The 19135-nt window shown below is 68.7% G+C and carries 18 protein-coding genes; 9 read left to right on the forward strand and 9 right to left on the reverse strand.

The window, feature by feature from the left end; genetic code table 11:
* Window positions 1-10: 10 nt before the first annotated feature.
* The 3 genes from ACIBEA_RS24920 to ACIBEA_RS24930 form a co-directional block, all read right to left on the reverse strand.
* Window positions 11-1279, reverse strand: coding sequence for an MFS transporter (locus ACIBEA_RS24920; protein ID WP_399264475.1), 1269 nt, complete (start codon window positions 1277-1279; stop codon window positions 11-13).
* 116 nt (window positions 1280-1395) lie between these two features.
* The gene (locus tag ACIBEA_RS24925; protein WP_399264477.1) at window positions 1396-2478 is read right to left on the reverse strand and encodes an inositol-3-phosphate synthase; all 1083 of its coding nucleotides are present in this window, start codon (window positions 2476-2478) and stop codon (window positions 1396-1398) included.
* Between the two features lie 49 nt (window positions 2479-2527).
* Window positions 2528-3130, reverse strand: a complete 603-nt coding sequence (locus tag ACIBEA_RS24930; RefSeq protein ID WP_399264479.1) for a helix-turn-helix transcriptional regulator — start codon at window positions 3128-3130, stop codon at window positions 2528-2530.
* A 267-nt stretch (window positions 3131-3397) separates the two neighbouring features.
* On the opposite strand from ACIBEA_RS24930, the gene ACIBEA_RS24935 reads away from it, so the two are divergent.
* Together ACIBEA_RS24935 and ACIBEA_RS24940 are read left to right on the forward strand one after the other, a co-directional pair.
* Window positions 3398-5920: a transglycosylase domain-containing protein gene (locus ACIBEA_RS24935; RefSeq protein WP_399264481.1), complete on the forward strand. Its 2523-nt coding sequence runs from the start codon at window positions 3398-3400 to the stop codon at window positions 5918-5920.
* An 84-nt stretch (window positions 5921-6004) separates the two neighbouring features.
* Complete coding sequence (locus ACIBEA_RS24940; protein ID WP_399264483.1) at window positions 6005-7462, forward strand: glycosyltransferase family 87 protein; 1458 nt, start codon at window positions 6005-6007, stop codon at window positions 7460-7462.
* 25 nt (window positions 7463-7487) lie between these two features.
* Here the strand turns inward: ACIBEA_RS24940 and ACIBEA_RS24945 are convergent, their stop codons facing one another.
* The 3 genes from ACIBEA_RS24945 to ACIBEA_RS24955 all read right to left on the reverse strand — a co-directional run bounded on the left by ACIBEA_RS24945 (window position 7488) and on the right by ACIBEA_RS24955 (window position 10128).
* On the reverse strand, window positions 7488-8519 hold the full coding sequence (locus ACIBEA_RS24945) for an alanine racemase (RefSeq protein ID WP_354378859.1): 1032 nt from the start codon (window positions 8517-8519) through the stop codon (window positions 7488-7490).
* A 58-nt stretch (window positions 8520-8577) separates the two neighbouring features.
* Complete coding sequence (locus ACIBEA_RS24950; protein ID WP_399264485.1) at window positions 8578-9696, reverse strand: lipid II:glycine glycyltransferase FemX; 1119 nt, start codon at window positions 9694-9696, stop codon at window positions 8578-8580.
* 129 nt (window positions 9697-9825) lie between these two features.
* On the reverse strand, window positions 9826-10128 hold the full coding sequence (locus ACIBEA_RS24955; RefSeq protein WP_351038210.1) for a hypothetical protein: 303 nt from the start codon (window positions 10126-10128) through the stop codon (window positions 9826-9828).
* 256 nt (window positions 10129-10384) lie between these two features.
* On the opposite strand from ACIBEA_RS24955, the gene rpsF reads away from it, so the two are divergent.
* The 4 genes from rpsF (at window position 10385) to rplI (ending at window position 12122) form a co-directional block, all read left to right on the forward strand.
* Window positions 10385-10675: a 30S ribosomal protein S6 gene (gene rpsF, locus ACIBEA_RS24960; protein WP_004950685.1), complete on the forward strand. Its 291-nt coding sequence runs from the start codon at window positions 10385-10387 to the stop codon at window positions 10673-10675.
* 76 nt (window positions 10676-10751) lie between these two features.
* Window positions 10752-11378 (forward strand): single-stranded DNA-binding protein, encoded by a 627-nt coding sequence (locus tag ACIBEA_RS24965; RefSeq protein ID WP_399264488.1) that lies wholly within the window; start codon window positions 10752-10754, stop codon window positions 11376-11378.
* A gap of 42 nt (window positions 11379-11420) precedes the next feature.
* Window positions 11421-11657 carry a 30S ribosomal protein S18 gene (gene rpsR, locus ACIBEA_RS24970; protein WP_003956534.1) on the forward strand — a complete coding sequence of 79 codons (237 nt, stop codon included), beginning with the start codon at window positions 11421-11423 and terminating at the stop codon, window positions 11655-11657.
* Window positions 11658-11675: 18 nt separating this feature from the next.
* On the forward strand, window positions 11676-12122 hold the full coding sequence (gene rplI, locus ACIBEA_RS24975) for a 50S ribosomal protein L9 (protein WP_399264490.1): 447 nt from the start codon (window positions 11676-11678) through the stop codon (window positions 12120-12122).
* A 153-nt stretch (window positions 12123-12275) separates the two neighbouring features.
* Here rplI and ACIBEA_RS24980 read toward each other — a convergent pair whose 3' ends face one another.
* Window positions 12276-13613: an MATE family efflux transporter gene (locus ACIBEA_RS24980; RefSeq protein WP_399264493.1), complete on the reverse strand. Its 1338-nt coding sequence runs from the start codon at window positions 13611-13613 to the stop codon at window positions 12276-12278.
* Window positions 13614-14065: 452 nt separating this feature from the next.
* Between ACIBEA_RS24980 and dnaB the strand changes: the two genes are divergently transcribed.
* On the forward strand, window positions 14066-15529 hold the full coding sequence (dnaB, locus tag ACIBEA_RS24985) for a replicative DNA helicase (RefSeq protein ID WP_399264802.1): 1464 nt from the start codon (window positions 14066-14068) through the stop codon (window positions 15527-15529).
* A gap of 9 nt (window positions 15530-15538) precedes the next feature.
* Window positions 15539-16948: a serine hydrolase domain-containing protein gene (locus ACIBEA_RS24990; protein ID WP_399264496.1), complete on the forward strand. Its 1410-nt coding sequence runs from the start codon at window positions 15539-15541 to the stop codon at window positions 16946-16948.
* Between the two features lie 35 nt (window positions 16949-16983).
* Here ACIBEA_RS24990 and ACIBEA_RS24995 read toward each other — a convergent pair whose 3' ends face one another.
* Window positions 16984-17436: a GNAT family N-acetyltransferase gene (locus tag ACIBEA_RS24995; protein WP_399264804.1), complete on the reverse strand. Its 453-nt coding sequence runs from the start codon at window positions 17434-17436 to the stop codon at window positions 16984-16986.
* A gap of 26 nt (window positions 17437-17462) precedes the next feature.
* Window positions 17463-18350 (reverse strand): GNAT family N-acetyltransferase, encoded by an 888-nt coding sequence (locus ACIBEA_RS25000; protein ID WP_399264498.1) that lies wholly within the window; start codon window positions 18348-18350, stop codon window positions 17463-17465.
* A 130-nt stretch (window positions 18351-18480) separates the two neighbouring features.
* Between ACIBEA_RS25000 and ACIBEA_RS25005 the strand changes: the two genes are divergently transcribed.
* Entirely contained in the window at window positions 18481-19131 is a 651-nt protein-coding gene (locus ACIBEA_RS25005) for an HAD family hydrolase (RefSeq protein WP_399264500.1), read from the forward strand.
* The last annotated feature ends 4 nt before the right edge of the window (window positions 19132-19135 follow it).

The raw sequence follows: 19135 nt of genomic DNA on the forward strand, positions 1-19135 counted from the left end.
GGGCGATGTTTCACGTGAAACGTCGTCCCTGCCGGATGAGCAACGCGGCGGTCAGGGCGTAGAGGACGGCCACGCCCAGGATCAGCGGGACGGACTTCCCGTCGAGGGGCAGCACCAGCGAGGCCACGGCGGCCGCTCCGACGAAGGCGACGTTGAAGAGCACGTCGTAGACGGAGAAGATCCGGCCGCGAAAAGCGTCGTCCACCTGTGACTGCACGACCGTGTCGGTGGCGATCTTCGCTCCCTGCGTGGCCATTCCCAGCACGAACGCGGCGGCCAGCATCGGCGCGGGCGCGAAGAAGAGACCCAGACCCGGCACCAGAACGGCCGCTATCGCAGCGCACAGCGTGATCCAGCCCCGGGTGCCGAGCAGCCCCACCAGCCAGGGTGTGATGACGGCCGCCGCGAAGAATCCGGCCCCCGACACCCCGACCGCGATCCCCAATAGAGCGAGCCCGTCCGACTCGTTGTCCGACCAGGCGTAGCGGCAGAGGGTCAGCAGGGTCACCGTCAGCGCCCCGTAGCAGAAGCGCATCAAGGTCATGGCGGTGAGCGCCTGGGCGGCCTCACGGCGCTCGTACAGGTGCCTCAGGCCCTGGGCCATGCCCCGCACCGTCAGAGCGATCCCTTCGACCACCGAGGGGTACTGCCGTGCGGGGGTGTGGTCGGGGCCGAGGAGCCGGACGTCGAGCCGTAGCGAGACGAGCGCTGCGCACAGGTAGAACGCGGCGCCGAGCAGGACGATGACGGCATTGGACTCGGCGGCGAGCAGGCGCACCAGGAAGGCCAGTCCCCCGCCCAGGGTGGCCGCGAGGGTCCCGGCGGTCGGGGAGAGGGCGTTCGCGGTCACCAGTTGGTCGACCCCGACGACCCGGGGCAGTGACGCGGAGAGCCCGGCCAAGACGAAGCGGTTGACGGCGGTCACCGAGAGCGCCGAGGCGTAGAACAGCCAGTCGGGCACGTGCGCGACGATCAGCATCCCGGTGACGCAGGCCAGGAAGGCACGCAGCAGATTGCCGTAGAGGAACACCTGGCGGCGCGGCCAACGGTCCAGGAGCACTCCGGCGAAGGGGCCGATCGCCGAGTAGGGCAGCAACAGGACGGCCATGGCCGAGGCGATGGCCACGGGCGAGGCCTGCTTCTCCGGGGAGAACACCACGTAGGTGGCGAGCGCGACCTGGTAGACGCCGTCGGCGGCCTGGGACAGGAGCCGCACCGAGAGCAGGTTGCGGAAGTCCCTCAGGCGCAGGAGTACGCGCAGATCACCTACGACAGGCATGTGGGCAAGCGTCACATACGCCGAGGGTCCCCGGGCGGATTGCCCGGGGACCCTCGGCGGAAGAACAGTCGAAGTCCAAGTGCTGGAAGCCCTTGGCGCATCGTGCTGCGTCCGGTTTAGCGCTCGACCTCGCCCTTGATGAACTTCTCGACGTTGGCCAGGGCCTCGTCGTCGAAGTACTGCACCGGCGGGGACTTCATGAAGTAGCTCGAAGCCGACAGGATCGGGCCACCGATGCCGCGGTCCTTGGCGATCTTCGCGGCGCGCACGGCGTCGATGATGACACCGGCGGAGTTCGGGGAGTCCCACACCTCGAGCTTGTACTCGAGGTTCAGCGGAACGTCACCGAAGGCGCGACCCTCGAGGCGGACGTACGCCCACTTGCGGTCGTCGAGCCACGCGACGTAGTCGGACGGACCGATGTGGACGTTCTTCTCGCCCAGCTCGCGGTCGGGGATCTGCGAGGTGACGGCCTGCGTCTTCGAGATCTTCTTCGACTCGAGGCGGTCGCGCTCCAGCATGTTCTTGAAGTCCATGTTGCCGCCGACGTTGAGCTGCATGGTGCGCTCAAGACGGACACCGCGGTCCTCGAACAGCTTCGCCATCACGCGGTGCGTGATGGTGGCGCCGACCTGCGACTTGATGTCGTCGCCGACGATCGGGACGCCCGCCTCGGTGAACTTGTCAGCCCACTCCTTGGTGCCGGCGATGAAGACCGGAAGGGCGTTGACGAAGGCGACCTTCGCGTCGATGGCGCACTGCGCGTAGAACTTCGCAGCGGCTTCGGAACCGACGGGCAGGTAGCAGACCAGAACGTCGACCTGCTTGTCCCGGAGGACCTGGACGATGTCGACCGGAGCCTCGGCGGACTCTTCGATCGTCATCCGGTAGTACTTGCCCAGGCCGTCCAGGGTGTGGCCGCGCTGAACGGTCACGCCCTTGTTGGGGACGTCGCAGATCTTGATCGTGTTGTTCTCGCTGGCGCCGATGGCGTCCGAAAGGTCGAGGCCGACCTTCTTCGCGTCAACGTCGAAGGCGGCAACGAACTCAACGTCGCGGACGTGGTAGTCGCCGAACTGGACGTGCATCAGGCCGGGGACCTTGGCCGCCGGGTCGGCGTCCTTGTAGTACTCGACGCCCTGCACCAGCGAGGCGGCGCAGTTGCCTACGCCGACGATGGCTACGCGAACCGAACCCATTCCGGTTGCTCCCTGTTTGTTCTCGGACGAGGCCTGCGAATGCAGGGCCTCATTTTGCAGTTTCGTCGGACGAGTCGGGTCGTCTGCGATCCCGTCCCGCCCGCTCGCTCTCGATCAGCTCGTTCAGCCAGCGCACTTCGCGCTCCACGGATTCCATGCCGTGCCGCTGCAGCTCAAGGGTGTAGTCGTCGAGGCGCTCCCGCGTACGGGCGAGCGAGGTGCGCATCTTCTCCAGGCGCTCCTCCAGCCGACTACGGCGGCCCTCCAGCACCCGCATCCGCACCTCTCGTTCGGTCTGACCGAAGAAAGCGAAGCGGGCGGCGAAGGACTCGTCTTCCCAGGTGTCGGGGCCGGTGTGGGAGAGCAGCTCCTCGAAGTGCTCCTTACCCGCGGCCGTCAACCGGTAGACGATCTTGGCGCGGCGTCCTGCGAGTGAAGCGGCGACCGCGTCTTCCAGGGCATTGCCCGGTTCTTCGATCAACCACCCGCTGGCGACGAGCGTCTTGAGGCAGGGATAGAGGGTTCCGTAGCTGAACGCCCGGAACACCCCCAGCGAGGTGTTGAGCCGCTTGCGCAGCTCATAGCCGTGCATGGGGGACTCGCGGAGCAGGCCGAGGACAGCGAACTCGAGAATGCCTGAGCGCCGGCTCATCCGCCTGCTTCCTCCTCGCCCCTGAGTTCCTTATACCGAGCTGATGTATCGACTCGATACATCCAGACGATAGAACGGGCGGCCCGTTACGACAAGGGGAGACGTGGTGACCGGCGTCACATCACTAATTCGTAGGAGGCAAGTTGCCTGATTTGGGGTGAACTTCGGCACTGGTTGGGTTTTGAGCCTGCGTAGTCTGTGCGCCGGGGGAACCGGAATACGCCTGCCGCTTCCAGGCCACTCGCCTGCCCGAGGAGTAGTCGTTCGATGAGCGAGCACCGCCGCAAACCGCCGCAGCAAGGCGGTGGACGGGCCGCGGCCCGCCGGGCCGCCCAGCAGCGGCCCGCCCGGGGCGCCACGCCCGGGCACGACGCCCCCACCGCATCGCCCGGTGGACCGTACGAGGGACAACCGGTCCACGACGGCCGTGCCGGGGCCCGTAGGGGCGCCCGAGGAACCGGCGGAGGCCGTGGGGGCAAGGGATCCGGCCGCGGCGACAAGCGGCTCATCAACTACCCGCGGTCCGACAAGGACGGCTGGAAGCGCTTCCTACCCTCCTGGAAGCTCGTCGGGGGCACGGCCCTGGGCTTCTTCGCCGTCATCACGGCCGGCTCGGGCATCGGCATCGCGATGGTGGGCACCCCCGACGCGAACAAGGCCGCCGAGGCCCAGAACAACGTCTTCTACTGGGCCGACGGCACCCAGATGGTCGCGACCGGCGGGTCGACCAACCGGCAGATCGTGCCCATCGACAAGATCCCCCGGTCGATGCAGAACGCCGTGATCTCGGCGGAGAACGAGTCCTTCGAGACCGACAAGGGCGTCGACCCGATGGGCATCGCCCGCGCCGTGGTCAACATGGCCAAGGGCGGTTCGACCCAGGGCGGCTCCACCATCACCCAGCAGTACGTGAAGAACACCTTCCTGGACTCCGACCAGACGCTGAAGCGGAAGGTCACGGAGCTGTTCATCTCGATAAAGCTGGGTGTGACCGCGGAGAAGGACACGATCCTCGCGGGCTACCTGAACACGGCGTATTACGGCCGGGACGCCTACGGCATCCAGGCCGCCTCCCGTGCGTACTTCGACAAGGACTGCGACAAGCTGACGCCCTCCGAGGGCGCCTTCCTCGCCTCGGTCCTCAAGGGCCCCAACCTCTACAACCCGGACGGCGGCATCGGATCGGCGGCCACCCCCGAGGCCAACACCAAAAGGGCCCAGAGCCGCTGGGCCTGGGTGCTCGACCGCGAGGTCGCCGTGGGCCGGATGACCCCGACCGAGCGGGCCCAGTTCCGCGAGTTCCCCAAGCTGGTCGACTCCGCGCAGGCCCGTTCGCTCGGCGGTCAGACCGGATACCTGGTCGAGACGGCCAAGCAGTACGTGATGAAGGCCAAGGGCTTCACCGCGGAGCAGATGGCACTGGGCGGCTACCAGATCACCACCACCTTCCAGAAGCCCAAGGTGGACGCGCTGGTCAAAGCCGTAGAGGACACCCGCAACGGCTTCCTGGACGAGAAGGCGCGGCCCGACTACGACACCTTCGTCCAGTTCGGCGCGGCTTCCGTGGACGTGAAGACCGGCGCAGTCGTGGCCCTCTACGGCGGGCCCGGCTGGGACCACAAGCACTTCACCAACAACGCCAACACCATCGGTGTCCCCGTCGGCTCCACCTGGAAGCCGTTCGTCCTGGCCGCGGCACTGGAGTACGGCACCCAGAACTCGCACGGCGAGGGCATCTCGGTCAGCAGCAAGTACAACGGCAACGACCAGACCGTCATCAACAACCGGGACGGCAAGCCGCTGCGCGCCGCCGACGGCACGCCCTTCCGGCAGAAGAACGAGAGCCCCACCGCCTACGGGTACGTGACCCTCAACGAGGCGATGGAGAAGTCCATCAACACGCCGTTCGCCCAGCTCGTCTTCGACGTCGGCCACGACAAGGTGCGTGGGGTGGCCAAGGCCTCCGGCATCCTCGACGAGTCGATGGACCCGGCCGACAACGCCTCGTTCGCCCTCGGCACCTCGACCCCGTCGGCCATCCGCATGGCCGACGCCTACGGCACCTTCGCCGACTCCGGCACGCACCACGAGCCCTTCTCGGTCACCAAGGTGCTCAAGGACGGCAAGGAGCTGTCCGGCTTCGAGGCCCCGAAGTCCCAGCGGGCCATGGACAACTCCATCGCCGACAACATCACCAAGGTCCTGCGCAACGTCGTGGAGAACGGCACCGGCACCAAGGCCAAGAAGCTGGGCCGCCCCGCGGCGGGCAAGACCGGCACCACCGACCAGAACAAGTCGGCCTGGTTCGTCGGCTACACCCCGCAGCTCTCGACCGCCGTCACCCTGTTCCGCAACGACCCGAACTCGGCGGACAAGAAGCTGATGTCCATGAACCGGGTGGGCGGTGTCGACTCCATCCACGGTGGTGACATCCCCGCGGTGATCTGGACCGAGTACATGAAGGCCGCCCTCAAGGGGTCCCCGGAGAAGGACTTCCCCGAGGCCGAGGACATCGGCGTGACGGCCGACGCCGCGGGCGCTCCCACGCCTACGCCCACCCCGTCGCCCTCGCCCTCGCCGTCCGTGACGGAGTCGCCGCAGGTCTCGCCGTCCCCGACGGTCTCCCCGTCCCCGTCCGCGGGGGGCAAGCCCAGCTGCAACCCGTGGAAGCTGTACTGCGACCCGGACCCGAGCGGCACGCCCACCGGGAGGCCCAGTCCGACCAAGACGGGCAGGCCCGGCCGGCCGGGCAACAGCATCTGGGGACCCACGGGCGCCGACACCGGCTGATCGGCCGTCTCCGCGCCGAGGGCCGTCGCATTCCGATGCGGCGGCCCTCGGCACGTTCACAGCCCCGTACGGCAGGATGAGCGCATGACGAAGGTGCACGAGGACCGCCCCGTACTGCCGACCCAGCAGGACGAGGTCGCGGCGGCCGGCAGCGAGCTGATCGGCGGACCGATGGGCAGGTACGCGCGGCTGGGCGGGCACTGGCTGAGCCCCGTGCGCGTCATCGTCCTGGTGGCGATCGGCATGTTCGCGCTCGGGATGGTGCAGAAGCTGCCCTGCTACGACTGGGCGTGGTTCCGCGGCGCGGGCTCGCAGTACACCCACGCCTGCTACTCCGACATCCCGCACCTGTACGTCGTGCGCGGCTTCGCCGACGGTCTGACGCCGTACTTCGACCGGCTCACCGGCGACATGCAATACCTCGAGTACCCCGTGCTCACCGGGCTCTTCATGCAGGTCGCGTCCTGGCTCACGCCCACCGGCGGCTCCATGCAGCACCGCGAGCAGATGTACTGGATGGTCAACGCGGGCATGCTGATGGCCTGCGCCGCCGTCATCGCGGTCTGTGTCGCCCGGACGCACCGCCGCCGTCCCTGGGACGCCCTGCTCTTCGCCCTCGCGCCCGCCTTCGCGCTGACCGCGACGATCAACTGGGACCTGTTGGCCATCGCGCTGACCGCCGCCGGGATGCTCATGTGGTCCCGCGGTCGGGCACTGGCCTTCGGCATCCTGATCGGCCTGGCCACCGCCGCCAAGCTCTACCCCGTACTGCTGCTCGGACCGTTGTTCGTCCTGTGCTGGCGGGCCGGCAAGTGGCGCGCGTTCGCACTGGTCGCCCTCGGCGCGGTGGGATCCTGGCTCGTGGTGAACCTGCCCGTCATGCTCTACGCCTGGGACGGCTGGTCGAAGTTCTACACCTTCAGCCAGGAACGTCCGATCGACTTCGGGTCGGTGTGGCTGTTGATCTCCCAGCGCTCCGGGAACCCGCTGGAGGGCGCGAACACCTATGCGACGGGCCTGACCCTGCTGCTCTGCGGCGCCATCGGGTTGCTCGGGCTCACCGCCCCCCGGCGCCCCCGCTTCGCCCAGCTGGTGTTCCTCGTCGTCGCCGTCTTCATCCTGGCCAACAAGGTCTATTCGCCGCAGTACGTGCTGTGGCTCATCCCGCTGGCCGCCCTCGCCCGACCGCGCTGGCGCGACTTCCTCATCTGGCAGGCCTGTGAGGTCATGTACTTCCTCGGGATCTGGTCCTACCTCGCCTACACGACCAGCGGGGAGAAGCACCAGGGCCTGCCCATCGAGGGCTACCAGCTGGCCATCGCCGCGCACCTGCTCGGCACCCTGTACCTCTGCGCCGTGATCGTGCGGGACATCCTGCTCCCCGAGCGGGACGTGGTGCGCCAGGACGGCTCGGACGACCCCTCGGGCGGCGTCCTGGACGGCGCCGAGGACGCGTTCGTGCTCTCCCACGCCGCGAGGGCGCCGCAGGATGCGACGCCCTCGGAGGGACAGCGGGTCGAGTGGGGTGCCTACCGGGATTGATCCCGGCAGGCACCCGTACCCGCAATCAGGCGTCGAGCGCCCGGTCGAACTGGGTCGTGGTGTGCCGCAGGTGGGCCACCAGCTCGTCGCCCACGCGCGGCTCGGTCGCGTCCGAGGGCACGAACAGGATCGACACCTGCATGTGCGGGGGCTCCGCGAACCAGCGCTGCTTGCCCGCCCACACGAAGGGCGACAGGTTCCTGTTCACGGTGGCCAGCCCGGCCCGGGCGACCCCCTTGGCGCGCGGCATCACACCGTGCAGGGCCTTGGGAGCCTCCAGACCCACGCCGTGCGAGGTGCCGCCCGCCACGACCACCAGCCAGCCGTCCGAGGCGGCCTTCTGCTGGCGGTAACCGAAGCGGTCGCCCTTGGAGACGCGCGTGACGTCCAGTACGGCGCCGCGGTACTGGGTCGCCTCGTGGTCGCCCAGCCACAGCCGGGTGCCGATCCGGGCCCGGAACCGGGTCTGCGGGAACTGCTGGCGCAGCCGCGTCAGCTCCTCGGCCCGCAGGTGGCTGACGAACATCGTGTGCAGCGGCAGCCTGGCCGCGCGCAGCCGGTCCATCCAGGCGATGACCTCTTCGACGGCGTCGGAACCGTCGGGGCGGTCCAGCGGCAGGTGCAGGGCGAAGCCCTCCAGCCGCACGTCCTCGATCGCCGAGTGCAGCTGCCCCAGGTCGTGTTCGGAGATCCCGTGGCGGCGCATCGAGCTCATGCACTCGATGACGACACGGGCGCCGACCAGGCCGCGCACCCCGTCCACGGAGGACACCGAGCGGATGACCCGGTCGGGCAGCGGCACCGGCTCCTCGCCCCGTCGGAACGGGGTGAGGACCAGCAGGTCCCCGCCGAACAGATCCTTTATCGCGGCGGCTTCGTACGTCGTTCCCACGGCCAGGATGTCGGCGCCCATGCGGGTCGCCTCTTCGCACAGCCGCTCGTGGCCGAAGCCGTAGCCGTTGCCCTTGCAGACCGGGATCAGCCCGGGGAACTGATCCTGGATCTGCTTCTGGTGCGCACGCCAGCGCGCGGTGTCGACGTAGAGCGTGAGCGCCATGCCCGTCCGGAACCTCTCTAGAAATGAACTGCGCGGTGCAGCGGGGGTGGGGTGGGAATCAGCGGCGGGACATGTAGATGTCGAGCGCCTTGTGCAGCATCTTGTTGAGCGGGAAGTCCCATTCGCCGACGTACTCGACGGCTTCGCCGCCCGTGCCGACCTTGAACTGGATCAGGCCGAACAGGTGGTCGTTCTCGTCCAGTGTGTCGCTGATGCCGCGCAGGTCGTACACGCTCGCGCCGAGCGCGTAGGAGTCGCGCAGCATGCGCCACTGCATCGCGTTCGACGGGCGGACCTCGCGCTTGTGGTTCGCGGAGGCGCCGTACGAGTACCAGACGTGCTGGCCGACGGTGAGCATCGTGGCGGCGGCCAGCGGCTCTCCTTCGTGCGTGGCGATGTACAGGCGCATCCGGTTCGGGTCCTCGGAGTTGAGGGCCGTCCACTGGCGCTGGAAGTAGCTGAGCGGGCGCGGGCGGAACTTGTCGCGCTCGGCGGTGATCTCGTAGAGGTGCTGCCAGGTGGGCAGGTCCTCGTAACCGCCCTGGACGACCTCTACGCCGGCCTTCTCGGCCTTCTTGATGTTGCGGCGCCACAGCTGGTTGAAGCCCTTGAGGACGTCGTCCAGGGAGCGTTCGGCGAGGGGGACCTGGAAGACGTAGCGCGGCTGGACGTCACCGAAGCCGGCGCCGCCGTCCTCGGCCTGCTGCCACCCCATGCGGCGCAGCTTGTCGGACACCTCGAAGGCGCGGGGCTCGATGACCGAGGCCTGCACGTCGCGCAGGCGCTTGACATCCGGATCCTGGATGCCGGCCTTGATGGCCGTCGAGTTCCAGCGGCGGATGACGACGGGCGGGCCCATCTTCACGGTGAAGGCGCCCTGCTGCTTCAGGTGCGCCAGCATCGGCTGGAGCCATTCCTCCAGATTCGGGGCGTACCAGTTGATGACGGGGCCCTCGGGAAGGTACGCGAGGTACCGCTTCACCTTGGGCAACTGCCGGTACAACACCAGTGCGGCACCGACGAGTTCACCGGAGTTGTCGAACCAACCGAGGTTCTCCGAACGCCATTCGTTCTTCACGTCGGCCCACGCCGGAACCTGGCAGTGGCTCGCCGAGGGCAGGCTCTGGAGGTATGCCAGATGCTGCTCTCGGCTGATGGTCCTCAGGGACAGGCTCATGCGGGGCGTCTCCTAGGCGGCTTCGCTGGCTATGGCGCGAAGCCTACTGCGACAAGGGCGCCACCCATCTGGGGGACGGACCCGGTCCGGGCCGAGGGCCGGCCGGCGCCCTGTCGCGGAGGTGCCCGGCTACCCGAAGAGACCGCCGTGCGCCATGGCGAGATAGAACCCGACCGCGGAGGCTCCCAGGCCGACGATCAGTGCGAAGCGTTCGCGTGTCGTGGCCGAGATGAACTGTCCGTAGGCGCCGGTGAGGATGCCGATCAGCCCGGTCCAGGAGCTGAGCAGGTGCAGATTGTGGAAGAACGCCGTGACGAACGCCACGATGCCGAGGATCAGGGTGACCGCCACAAGGGTGTCCTGCAGCGGGTGGGGCTTGCCGTCGGTGGAGAAGAGCGAGATGGACGACTGGGGTCGCATTGCCTGTGCCATCGGAAGGCACCTCCTGGCTGACGCAGAGCGGTGCAGCGGAGCAGCCGTCCGGCGGAGCCGGGGGCATAGCGCCGAGCACACCCGATGGGTACAGGGTGTGGCCTCCAGGTGCCGGATTTCAACCGGAAGGAGGGGAGCAGGTACTCTGTACGGTCTGCACCTGTGTCCGTTCGCTCGGACCCGGTGCGATTACGCATCACGACCCTCCTGCCACGGAACGACCGTGGCCGCTGAGTCCAAAGGAGGTGGGTTCCACATGCGTCACTACGAAGTGATGGTCATCCTCGACCCCGATCTCGAGGAGCGCGCTGTCTCCCCGCTGATCGAGAACTTCCTTTCTGTCGTCCGTGAGGGCAACGGAAAGGTCGAGAAGGTCGACACCTGGGGCCGTCGTCGTCTCGCTTACGAGATCAAGAAGAAGCCCGAGGGCATCTACTCGGTCATCGACCTTCAGGCCGAGCCTGCGGTCGTCAAGGAGCTCGACCGACAGATGAACCTGAACGAGTCGGTCCTCCGGACCAAGGTCCTCCGTCCCGAGACCCACTGAACTTCCCAGTTCAGCGGTAATCGGGATTTCGAGTAGCACAAGCAGCCAGCAGCAAAACCCGCCGAGAGGTTCATCCATGGCAGGCGAGACCGTCATCACGGTCGTCGGCAATCTCGTCGACGACCCCGAGCTGCGCTTCACCCCCTCGGGTGCGGCGGTCGCGAAGTTCCGTGTCGCGTCCACTCCCCGCACCTTCGACCGCCAGACCAATGAGTGGAAGGACGGCGAGAGCCTGTTCCTGACCTGCTCGGTGTGGCGGCAGGCGGCCGAGAACGTCGCAGAGTCCCTTCAGCGGGGCATGCGTGTCGTCGTTCAGGGCCGGCTGCGCCAGCGGTCCTACGAGGACCGTGAGGGTGTCAAGCGCACGGTCTACGAGCTGGACGTCGAGGAAGTCGGCCCCAGCTTGAAGAGCGCCACGGCCAAGGTCACCAAGACCACGGGTCGCGGCGGCCAGGGTGGCTACGGCGGCGGTGCCGGCGGTGCCGGCGGTGCCGGCGGCGGCCAGCAGGGCGGCGGCGGTGGCAACTGGGGCGGAGCCCCCAGCGGCGGCCAGCAGGGCGGCGGAGCACCTTCCGACGACCCGTGGGCGTCCAGCGCGCCGGCCGGCGGCCAGCAGCAGCAGGGCGGCGGGGGTGGCTGGGGCGGAAGCTCCGGTGGCTCCGGCGGCTCCGGCGGCGGCTACTCGGACGAGCCGCCCTTCTAAGGGCAGCTCTACCCCACTTCTTGATCACACAGGAGAGACACAATGGCGAAGCCGCCTGTGCGCAAGCCTAAGAAGAAGGTCTGCGCGTTCTGCAAGGACAAGACCGTGTACGTGGACTACAAGGACACGAACATGCTGCGGAAGTTCATTTCCGACCGCGGCAAGATCCGTGCCCGCCGCGTCACCGGCAACTGCACGCAGCACCAGCGTGACGTCGCCACGGCAGTCAAGAACAGCCGTGAGATGGCGCTGCTGCCCTACACGTCCACCGCGCGATAAGGAAAGGGTGACCGAATAATGAAGATCATCCTGACCCACGAGGTCTCTGGCCTCGGAACTGCCGGCGACGTCGTCGACGTCAAGGACGGCTACGCTCGCAACTACCTGGTCCCGCGTGGTTTCGCGATCCGCTGGACCAAGGGTGGCGAGAAGGACGTGGCGCAGATCCGCCGCGCCCGCAAGATCCACGAGATCGCGACCATCGAGCAGGCCAACGAGTTCAAGGCCAAGCTCGAGGCCGTCAAGGTGCGTCTGGCCACCCGCTCGGGTGACACCGGCCGCCTCTTCGGCTCCGTGACCCCGGCCGACATCGCCACGGCGATCGAGGCTTCCGGTGGTCCGAAGGTCGACAAGCGCCGCGTCGAGCTGGCGTCCCCGATCAAGACCCTCGGTTCGTACCAGGTCTCCGTGCGTCTGCACGCCGAGGTCGTCGCGAACCTGGGTGTCGAGGTCGTCGCCGCCTAAGTGCCGCACACGAAGGGCCGTACCCCTTGGGGTACGGCCCTTCGTCGTTCCCGAACGACGTCGGAGCTCCTCCGGGCGACGGTGTTTCACGTGAAACACGCTGTTTCACGTGAAACCATCCGTTTCACGTGAAACAGCGGCGGTGGACCGCGGTCAGCGCGAGGCGCCCGTGACCAACCAGCGGCCGGAGCGGGCCCGCAGCTGGAGCGTGACCATCCGGACCAACATCATCAGCGTCATCGCCCACCAGAGCGTGGTGAGGCCACCACCGATGCTGGGGACGAGCAGGGCGGCCGGAGTGAAGACGGCCAGCGTCACGACCATCGCACCGGCGAGGTAGCGTCCGTCGCCCGCGCCCATCAGGACCCCGTCGAGGACGAAAACGATGCCGGAGACCGGCTGGGAGACCGCCACGACGAGCAGGGCGGGCAGCAGGGCGTCCTTGACCGTGGGGTCGCCGGTGAAGAGCGGTACGAACAGGGGCCGGGCCGCGACCACCAGGATGCCGAGGACGATTCCCGAGGCGATCCCCCACTGCACCATGCGGCGGCACACGGCCTTGGCCCCCTCGGTGTCGCCCGCGCCCAGGTACCGGCCGATGATGGCCTGTCCGGCGATCGCGATCGCGTCCAGTGCGAAGGCGAGCAGACTCCACAGGGAGAGCAGGATCTGGTGCGCCGCGATGTCGGCATCACCCAATCGGGCGGCCACGGCCGTCGCGATCATCAGGACGGCCCGTAGGGACAGGGTCCGCACCAGCAGCGGTACCCCGGCCTGTGCGCAGGCCCGGATGCCCGCGGCGTCGGGCCGCAGGGAGGCGCGGTGGCGACGGGCTCCCCGGACGACGACGATCAGGTAGGCGGCGGCCATGGCGCACTGGGCGATGACCGTGCCCCACGCCGAACCGGCGATGCCGAGGCCCGCGCCGTAGACCAGGGCCACGTTCAGGCCGCCGTTGAGGGCGAACCCGCCGATGGCGACGTAGAGGGGGGTGCGCGTGTCCTGGAGGCCGCGGATCACTCCGGTGGCGGCGAGCACCACGAGCATGGCCGGGATACCGAGGGCGGAGATGCGCAGATAGGTGACGGCGTACGGGGCCACGGTGTCGGAGGCGCCGAAGAGCGAGATCAGCCAGGGAGCCGTGGGCAGCACGAGGGCGATGACGCCTCCACCGAGCAGGAGGGCGAGCCAGATGCCGTCCATGCCCTGCCGGATGGCGGCTTGGAGGTCGCCCGCTCCGACCCGGCGGGCGACCGCCGCGGTGGTGGCGTAGGCGAGGAAGACGAAGACGCTCACGGCGGTCGTCAGGAGGGCCGCGGCGACTCCGAGGCCGGCGAGCTGGGGAGTGCCGAGGTGCCCCACGATGGCACTGTCGGCCATGACGAAGAGGGGTTCGGCGACGAGTGCGCCGAAGGCGGGAACGGCGAGTGCGAAGATCTCGCGGTCGTGCCGTCTCGGGGCAGCCTTCGGGGGCTCGGTGGCCTGTGTCATGTGCTCAATCTAATCTTCCACAGGTAATAGATACAAGCCCCTTTGGATCCTTACTGGGGCGCTGACTTGGGCGTTCTTCGCACCCCTTTGGAGGCGATCTTGAGGTAGCGGCGAAGAAATTTTTCCTACGCCGCCCGTGTATGGCGAAATCCCAGGTCAGTGGGGGTGCCGGGATGGTGCGGGTGATTTTGTCCACAGCGTCGTCCCCCGGTCCGTACACAGCTTCCGGCGAGTTACCCACAGCATTCGGCTCGTCATCCACATCTCATCCACACAGCCTGTGGATAACAAGATTGGCTGACGTCGCCGGCGGCTCTACCGTGGTGCGTTGCCCGACGCGCCGAGAGCCGATCCGGGTGCCCCAAATGTCAGAGCCGTGTCGTAGAAAGAGTGACACGGCAAGGTCCGCTTTGCGGACGGGAGGAGGCGGCCCGGTGAGCAGTCCCGAGCCCATGGACGACCCTTGGGCCGACAGCGGTCCCGGTGACCGTCTGCCCGCCCGTACGCGCCGCAACGGTGAAGGCCGCGGCCGCGGGGACGAGCAGTCCGAGCGGGGCCGTGAGGGCGGCTCCTGGGACGGCGGAGGCGGTGGCTTCGAGCGGGTCCCGCCGCAGGACCTGGACGCCGAGCAGTCGGTCCTGGGCGGCATGCTGCTCTCGAAGGACGCGATCGCCGACGTGGTCGAGGTCCTCAAGGGCCACGACTTCTACCGCCCCTCGCACGAGACGATCTACCAGGCGATCCTCGACCTGTACGCGAAGGGCGAGCCCGCCGACCCGATCACGGTCGGCGCGGAGCTCACCCGGCGCGGCGAGATCAGCAAGGTCGGCGGCGCGTCGTACCTGCACACGCTGGTCCAGTCCGTGCCGACGGCGGCGAACGCGGAGTACTACGCGGAGATCGTCCATGAGCGGGCGGTCCTGCGCCGGCTGGTCGCGGCCGGTACGAAGATCACGCAGATGGGCTATGCGGCGGACGGGGACGTCGACGAGATCGTCAACAGTGCCCAGGCCGAGATCTACGCCGTCACCGAGCAGCGGACCTCCGAGGACTACCTGCCGCTCGGCGACATCATGGAAGGCGCCCTCGACGAGATCGAGGCGATCGGCTCGCGCAGCGGCCAGATGTCCGGAGTCCCGACCGGCTTCACGGACCTGGACTCGCTGACCAACGGTCTGCACCCCGGCCAGATGATCGTCATCGCCGCCCGCCCCGCCATGGGCAAGTCCACGCTCGCGCTCGACTTCGCGCGGGCCTGCTCCATCAAGGCCAACCTGCCCAGCGTCATCTTCTCCCTCGAAATGGGGCGCAACGAGATCGCGATGCGCCTGCTCTCGGCGGAGGCCCGGGTGGCGCTGCACCACATGCGCTCGGGCACCATGACCGACGACGACTGGACCCGGCTGGCCCGCCGGATGCCGGACGTCTCCGCGGCCCCGCTCTACATCGACGACTCCCCCAACCTGTCGATGATGGAGATCCGCGCGAAGTGCCGTCGGCTCAAGCAGCGAAACGATCTGTCGCTCGTCGTCATCGACTACCTGCAGCTGATGCAGGCCGGTGGCTCGCGCCGCCCCGAGAGCCGCCAGCAGGAGGTCTCGGACATGTCCCGAAACCTCAAGCTGCTCGCCAAGGAGCTGGAGGTCCCGGTGATCGCGCTGTCGCAGCTGAACCGTGGTCCCGAACAGCGCACCGACAAGAAGCCGATGGTCTCCGACCTTCGAGAGTCCGGCTCCATCGAGCAGGACGCCGACATGGTGATCCTGCTGCACCGCGAGGACGCGTACGAGAAGGAGTCGCCCCGCGCCGGTGAGGCGGACCTGATCGTGGCCAAGCACCGTAACGGCCCCACTGCGACGATCACGGTCGCTTTCCAGGGCCACTACTCACGGTTCGTGGACATGGCCAACACCTAGAGTCTGATCATGAGTTCCGTAGACGCAGTTGACACAGCAGGCACGGCCGAAGACCGGGAACTGCTCCCCTCGACCCGGCGGGCGTTGCGCCACCGCCTCGCCGTCGCGCAGAGCGAGGGACGGGCTCCCTCGATCGTGGCCGCCGTGGCCCGAGGCGGCGAGATCGTCTGGGAGGGCTCCCGTACCTGTGTGGACGGGCACGGACCCGACGGTGACGTGCAGTACCGGGTCGGTTCGATCAGCAAGACCTTCACCGCCGTGCTCGTGCTGCGGCTGCGCGACGAAGGCCTGTTGAGCCTGGAGGACCCGCTGGAGAAGCACCTCCCGGGTACCGGCGCCGGCGAGGTGACCATCGCTCAGCTGCTCGCCCACACGGGCGGCCTCGCGGCGGAGACCCCCGGGCAGTGGTGGGAACGCAGCCCGGGTTCGCTGAGGCCCGAACTGGCCGATGTCCTGGGCGAGGAGCCGTTCCGACACGTGCCCGGGCAGCGCCACCACTACTCCAACCCGGGCTACACCCTGCTGGGATCGCTAGTGGAGGCGGTCCGCGGGAAGCCGTGGGCCGAGGTGCTCCGGGCCGAGGTGCTGGAGCCGCTGGGGCTGGAGCGCACCACCGTGCTGCCACAGGCACCGCACGCGGGCGGTTGGGCCGTCCACCCCTGGGCCGACGTGATGCTGCCGGAGCCGCTGGAGGACCTCGGGCTCATGGCTCCGGCCGGGCAGCTCTGGTCCACGACGCGGGATCTGGCCCGCTTCGCGGTGTTCCTCGCCCGGGGTGACGAGCGGGTCCTGACCGCGGACACGGTGCGCGAGATGCGCACGGCGGCCTCGCCGCCCGAGCCGGGCGTCGCGGAGGGCGGGTACGGGCTGGGCATGCAGCTGATGGCCTCCGGCGGCCGCTCCCTGGCTGGGCACAGCGGTTCGCTCCCGGGATTCGTCGCCTGCCTGTGGCTGAGCGAGGCGGACGACCTCGCCGTGGTCGCCCTGGCGAACTGCACCTCCGGCCTGCCGGTCGCGCTCGTCGCCTCCGAACTGCTGGGCATCGTGGCGGAGGCGGAACCGCGGATCCCCGAGCCCTGGAAGCCCTTCCGGGAAGCCGACGAGGTGGCCCTGGAGCTGACGGGGCCCTGGTACTGGGGAGCGGCTCCGTTCGCGCTCCGACTGACCGCGGACGGGACCTTGGCGCTCGGCCCGGTCTCGGCGACCGGACGGGCGGCCCGGTTCCGAGCGGCAGCGGACGGGAACTGGACCGGGGTGAGCGGCTATTACGCGGGCGAGACCTTGCACGCGGTGCGGCGCGAGGACGGATCCCTGAGCCACTTGGACATCGGTTCGTTCGTGTTGACCCGTGCGCCCTACGACCCGTCCGCGCCGGTCCCCGGGGGCGTCGATCCCCTGGGGTGGCGCGGCGTGGGCTGATCGAGCGGCCGGCGCGCTGCGCCGGCCGCGCACCGTCAGAGCTGGTACTTGAAGCCGACGTGCGAGGCGACGAAGCCGAGCCGCTCGTAGAACCGGTGGGCATCGGTTCGGGTGACGTCCGAGGTGAGCTGCACCAGCTGGCAGTTCTCCGCCCGGGACTTTTCGATCGCCCATTCGATGAAGAGCGTGCCCAGTCCGCTGCCCCTTTCGTCGGCGTGCACGCGGACGCCTTCGACGATGGAACGGGTGGATCCCTTGCGGGACAGGCCCGGGATGATGGTCAGCTGGAGGGTGCCGACCACCCGGTCCCCGCGGACGGCGACCACGACGTGCTGATTCGGGTCGTCCGTGAGTCGCTTGAGGGCCGCGGTGTAGGGGGTGAGGTCGTCCGGGGACTCCCTGGTGGCACCGAGCGGGTCATCGGCGAGCATCGCGACGATGACGGGAAGGTCGGCCTCGGTGGCGGGCCGGATGTCCAGCTGGGGCAGGTCGTTCATGGAGGGGTGTTCCTTTCTCAGCCCGCGGCCACGGTGAGCGGGGCCCAGCGGCGGGTCCAGTCTCCGGGCAGGTCGGGGAGGTCCCGGGTCATGACGGTGTTGAAAGTGATCGAGTCGAGACCGCGGTCCTTGAGCCAGTCGCGCAGATCCTCGTGGCGCACGTCGATGTCCGTGCGCAGGGGGCGGTCGGTCGTCGCCGCGAGGGCCGTGATGAGGGCCTGGGCGCCCGCGGTGTCGCGCGCGATCAGTGGGCCGACGACATGGGTGTCCATGTTCGGCCAGATGGCGGCGTACCCGACGAGGGCGCCGGTTCGGTCCTCGGCGACGACCAGCCGGTCCGCGAAGGCGGGCAGCCGGGCGATGATGTGGGTCCGGTCGGTGCCGAAGACCTCCGCGTCGAGCCGCAGGATCCGCGGGAGGTCCTCCGCGGTGGCCGGGCGGACCGGGAAGGTGTCGGTTCCGGGCACCGCGGGGTCGGGCCGGAAGGCGCCCTTGAGCATTTCGCCCCGGCCCGTGGTGGCGAAGCCGAGTTCCTCGTAGAGAGGCCGGCCGTACGGGGTGGCGTTGAGGGTGAGCGGGACGCCCTTGAGGACGTCGTCACAGACGTACGTCATCAGGCGGCGGCCCAGTCCCCGACGGGAGTACCGCTCGGCGATGAGGACCATGCCGATGGCGGCCAGCTCCGCCGTGTCGTACGTCTGTCCGTACCGGGTGACGACGCACGCGGCTGCGAGGCCCTGCCCGTCGGGTGCGTCGACCCCGTAACCGCTTCCGGCGGCGAGGAGCAGGCCCCATTTGTGGTCCTCGCGAGGCCACCCGCGGTCTTCGGAGAGGTCGGCGCAGCGCCGGAGATCGTCCAGGGTCAGTGCGCGGATCGGTAGATCGATGAGCTGTGGTGGTGTCACCGGCCCAGCCTGGATCACTGGCTGGGGAGCGTCCAGAGGTTTTGGAGGCGGATGTTTCACGTGAAACCAGCCGCTGTTTCACGTGAAACGCGCTGTTTCACGTGAAACGGACGGACTAGCCTCACCTCTCATGACTCGCCTGCACCTCTTCGACCTCGACGGCACGCTCATGTTCGGCTCTGCGGCGCCGATCGAGATCTCACGGCAGCTCGGCCTGGGTGCCGAGATCGCGGAGCTGGAGAGGGCCTTCGGAGCGCGGGAGATCGGGCCCCAGGAGTTCTCCGTGGGAGTGCACACGCTGTGGACGGAGCTGACGCCGACGCACGTCCGGGCGGCATTCGACGGTGCGCCGTGGATCGAGGGCATTCGCGAGGTGTGGCAGGAGATCCGCGCGTGCGGGGACTACTGCGCGGTGGTCTCCCTGTCGCCGTCGTTCTTCGTGGAACTCCTGCTGGAGTGGGGTGCGCACGCGGCGCACGGCTCGGTCTTCCCGGAGGTGCCGTTCACCCGGCCCGTGGACGTGACGGGGATCTTGACCCCGGAGGGCAAGCTGGAGGTGGCGGACCGGCTCTGTGCCCGGTTCGGAGTGAGCCGGAGCGACTGTGTCGTCTACGGGGACTCCATGACCGATGCGGTGCTGTTCGGTGCGCTGCCGGTCTCGGTGGCGGTCAACGCGCGGCCCCACGTGGCAGCCCTGGCGACGTACGTCTACGAAGGAAGGGATCTTCGAGAGGCATATCGGCTCGCCGGGACGCTCGCCCCGAAGGTCGAGGCATCTTAAGCGG

Source organism: Streptomyces sp. NPDC051555, from assembly GCF_044454405.1.
In the GTDB taxonomy this organism is placed as follows: domain Bacteria; phylum Actinomycetota; class Actinomycetes; order Streptomycetales; family Streptomycetaceae; genus Streptomyces.

Bases quoted from the DNA above. Each gene is read 5' to 3' on its own strand.
- rplI (WP_399264490.1), top strand. From the start codon at position 11,676: ATGAAGATCATCCTGACCCACGAGGTCTCTGGCCTCGGAACTGCCGGC.
- ACIBEA_RS24955 (WP_351038210.1), bottom strand. From the start codon at position 10,128: ATGGCACAGGCAATGCGACCCCAGTCGTCCATCTCGCTCTTCTCCACC.
- ACIBEA_RS24925 (WP_399264477.1), bottom strand. From the start codon at position 2,478: ATGGGTTCGGTTCGCGTAGCCATCGTCGGCGTAGGCAACTGCGCCGCC.
- ACIBEA_RS24965 (WP_399264488.1), top strand. From the start codon at position 10,752: ATGGCAGGCGAGACCGTCATCACGGTCGTCGGCAATCTCGTCGACGAC.
- ACIBEA_RS24930 (WP_399264479.1), bottom strand. From the start codon at position 3,130: ATGAGCCGGCGCTCAGGCATTCTCGAGTTCGCTGTCCTCGGCCTGCTC.
- ACIBEA_RS24950 (WP_399264485.1), bottom strand. From the start codon at position 9,696: ATGAGCCTGTCCCTGAGGACCATCAGCCGAGAGCAGCATCTGGCATAC.
- ACIBEA_RS24940 (WP_399264483.1), top strand. From the start codon at position 6,005: ATGACGAAGGTGCACGAGGACCGCCCCGTACTGCCGACCCAGCAGGAC.
- rpsF (WP_004950685.1), top strand. From the start codon at position 10,385: ATGCGTCACTACGAAGTGATGGTCATCCTCGACCCCGATCTCGAGGAG.
- rpsR (WP_003956534.1), top strand. From the start codon at position 11,421: ATGGCGAAGCCGCCTGTGCGCAAGCCTAAGAAGAAGGTCTGCGCGTTC.
- ACIBEA_RS24945 (WP_354378859.1), bottom strand. From the start codon at position 8,519: ATGGCGCTCACGCTCTACGTCGACACCGCGCGCTGGCGTGCGCACCAG.
- ACIBEA_RS24935 (WP_399264481.1), top strand. From the start codon at position 3,398: ATGAGCGAGCACCGCCGCAAACCGCCGCAGCAAGGCGGTGGACGGGCC.
- ACIBEA_RS24920 (WP_399264475.1), bottom strand. From the start codon at position 1,279: ATGCCTGTCGTAGGTGATCTGCGCGTACTCCTGCGCCTGAGGGACTTC.
- dnaB (WP_399264802.1), top strand. From the start codon at position 14,066: ATGGACGACCCTTGGGCCGACAGCGGTCCCGGTGACCGTCTGCCCGCC.
- ACIBEA_RS24990 (WP_399264496.1), top strand. From the start codon at position 15,539: ATGAGTTCCGTAGACGCAGTTGACACAGCAGGCACGGCCGAAGACCGG.
- ACIBEA_RS24980 (WP_399264493.1), bottom strand. From the start codon at position 13,613: ATGACACAGGCCACCGAGCCCCCGAAGGCTGCCCCGAGACGGCACGAC.
- ACIBEA_RS25005 (WP_399264500.1), top strand. From the start codon at position 18,481: ATGACTCGCCTGCACCTCTTCGACCTCGACGGCACGCTCATGTTCGGC.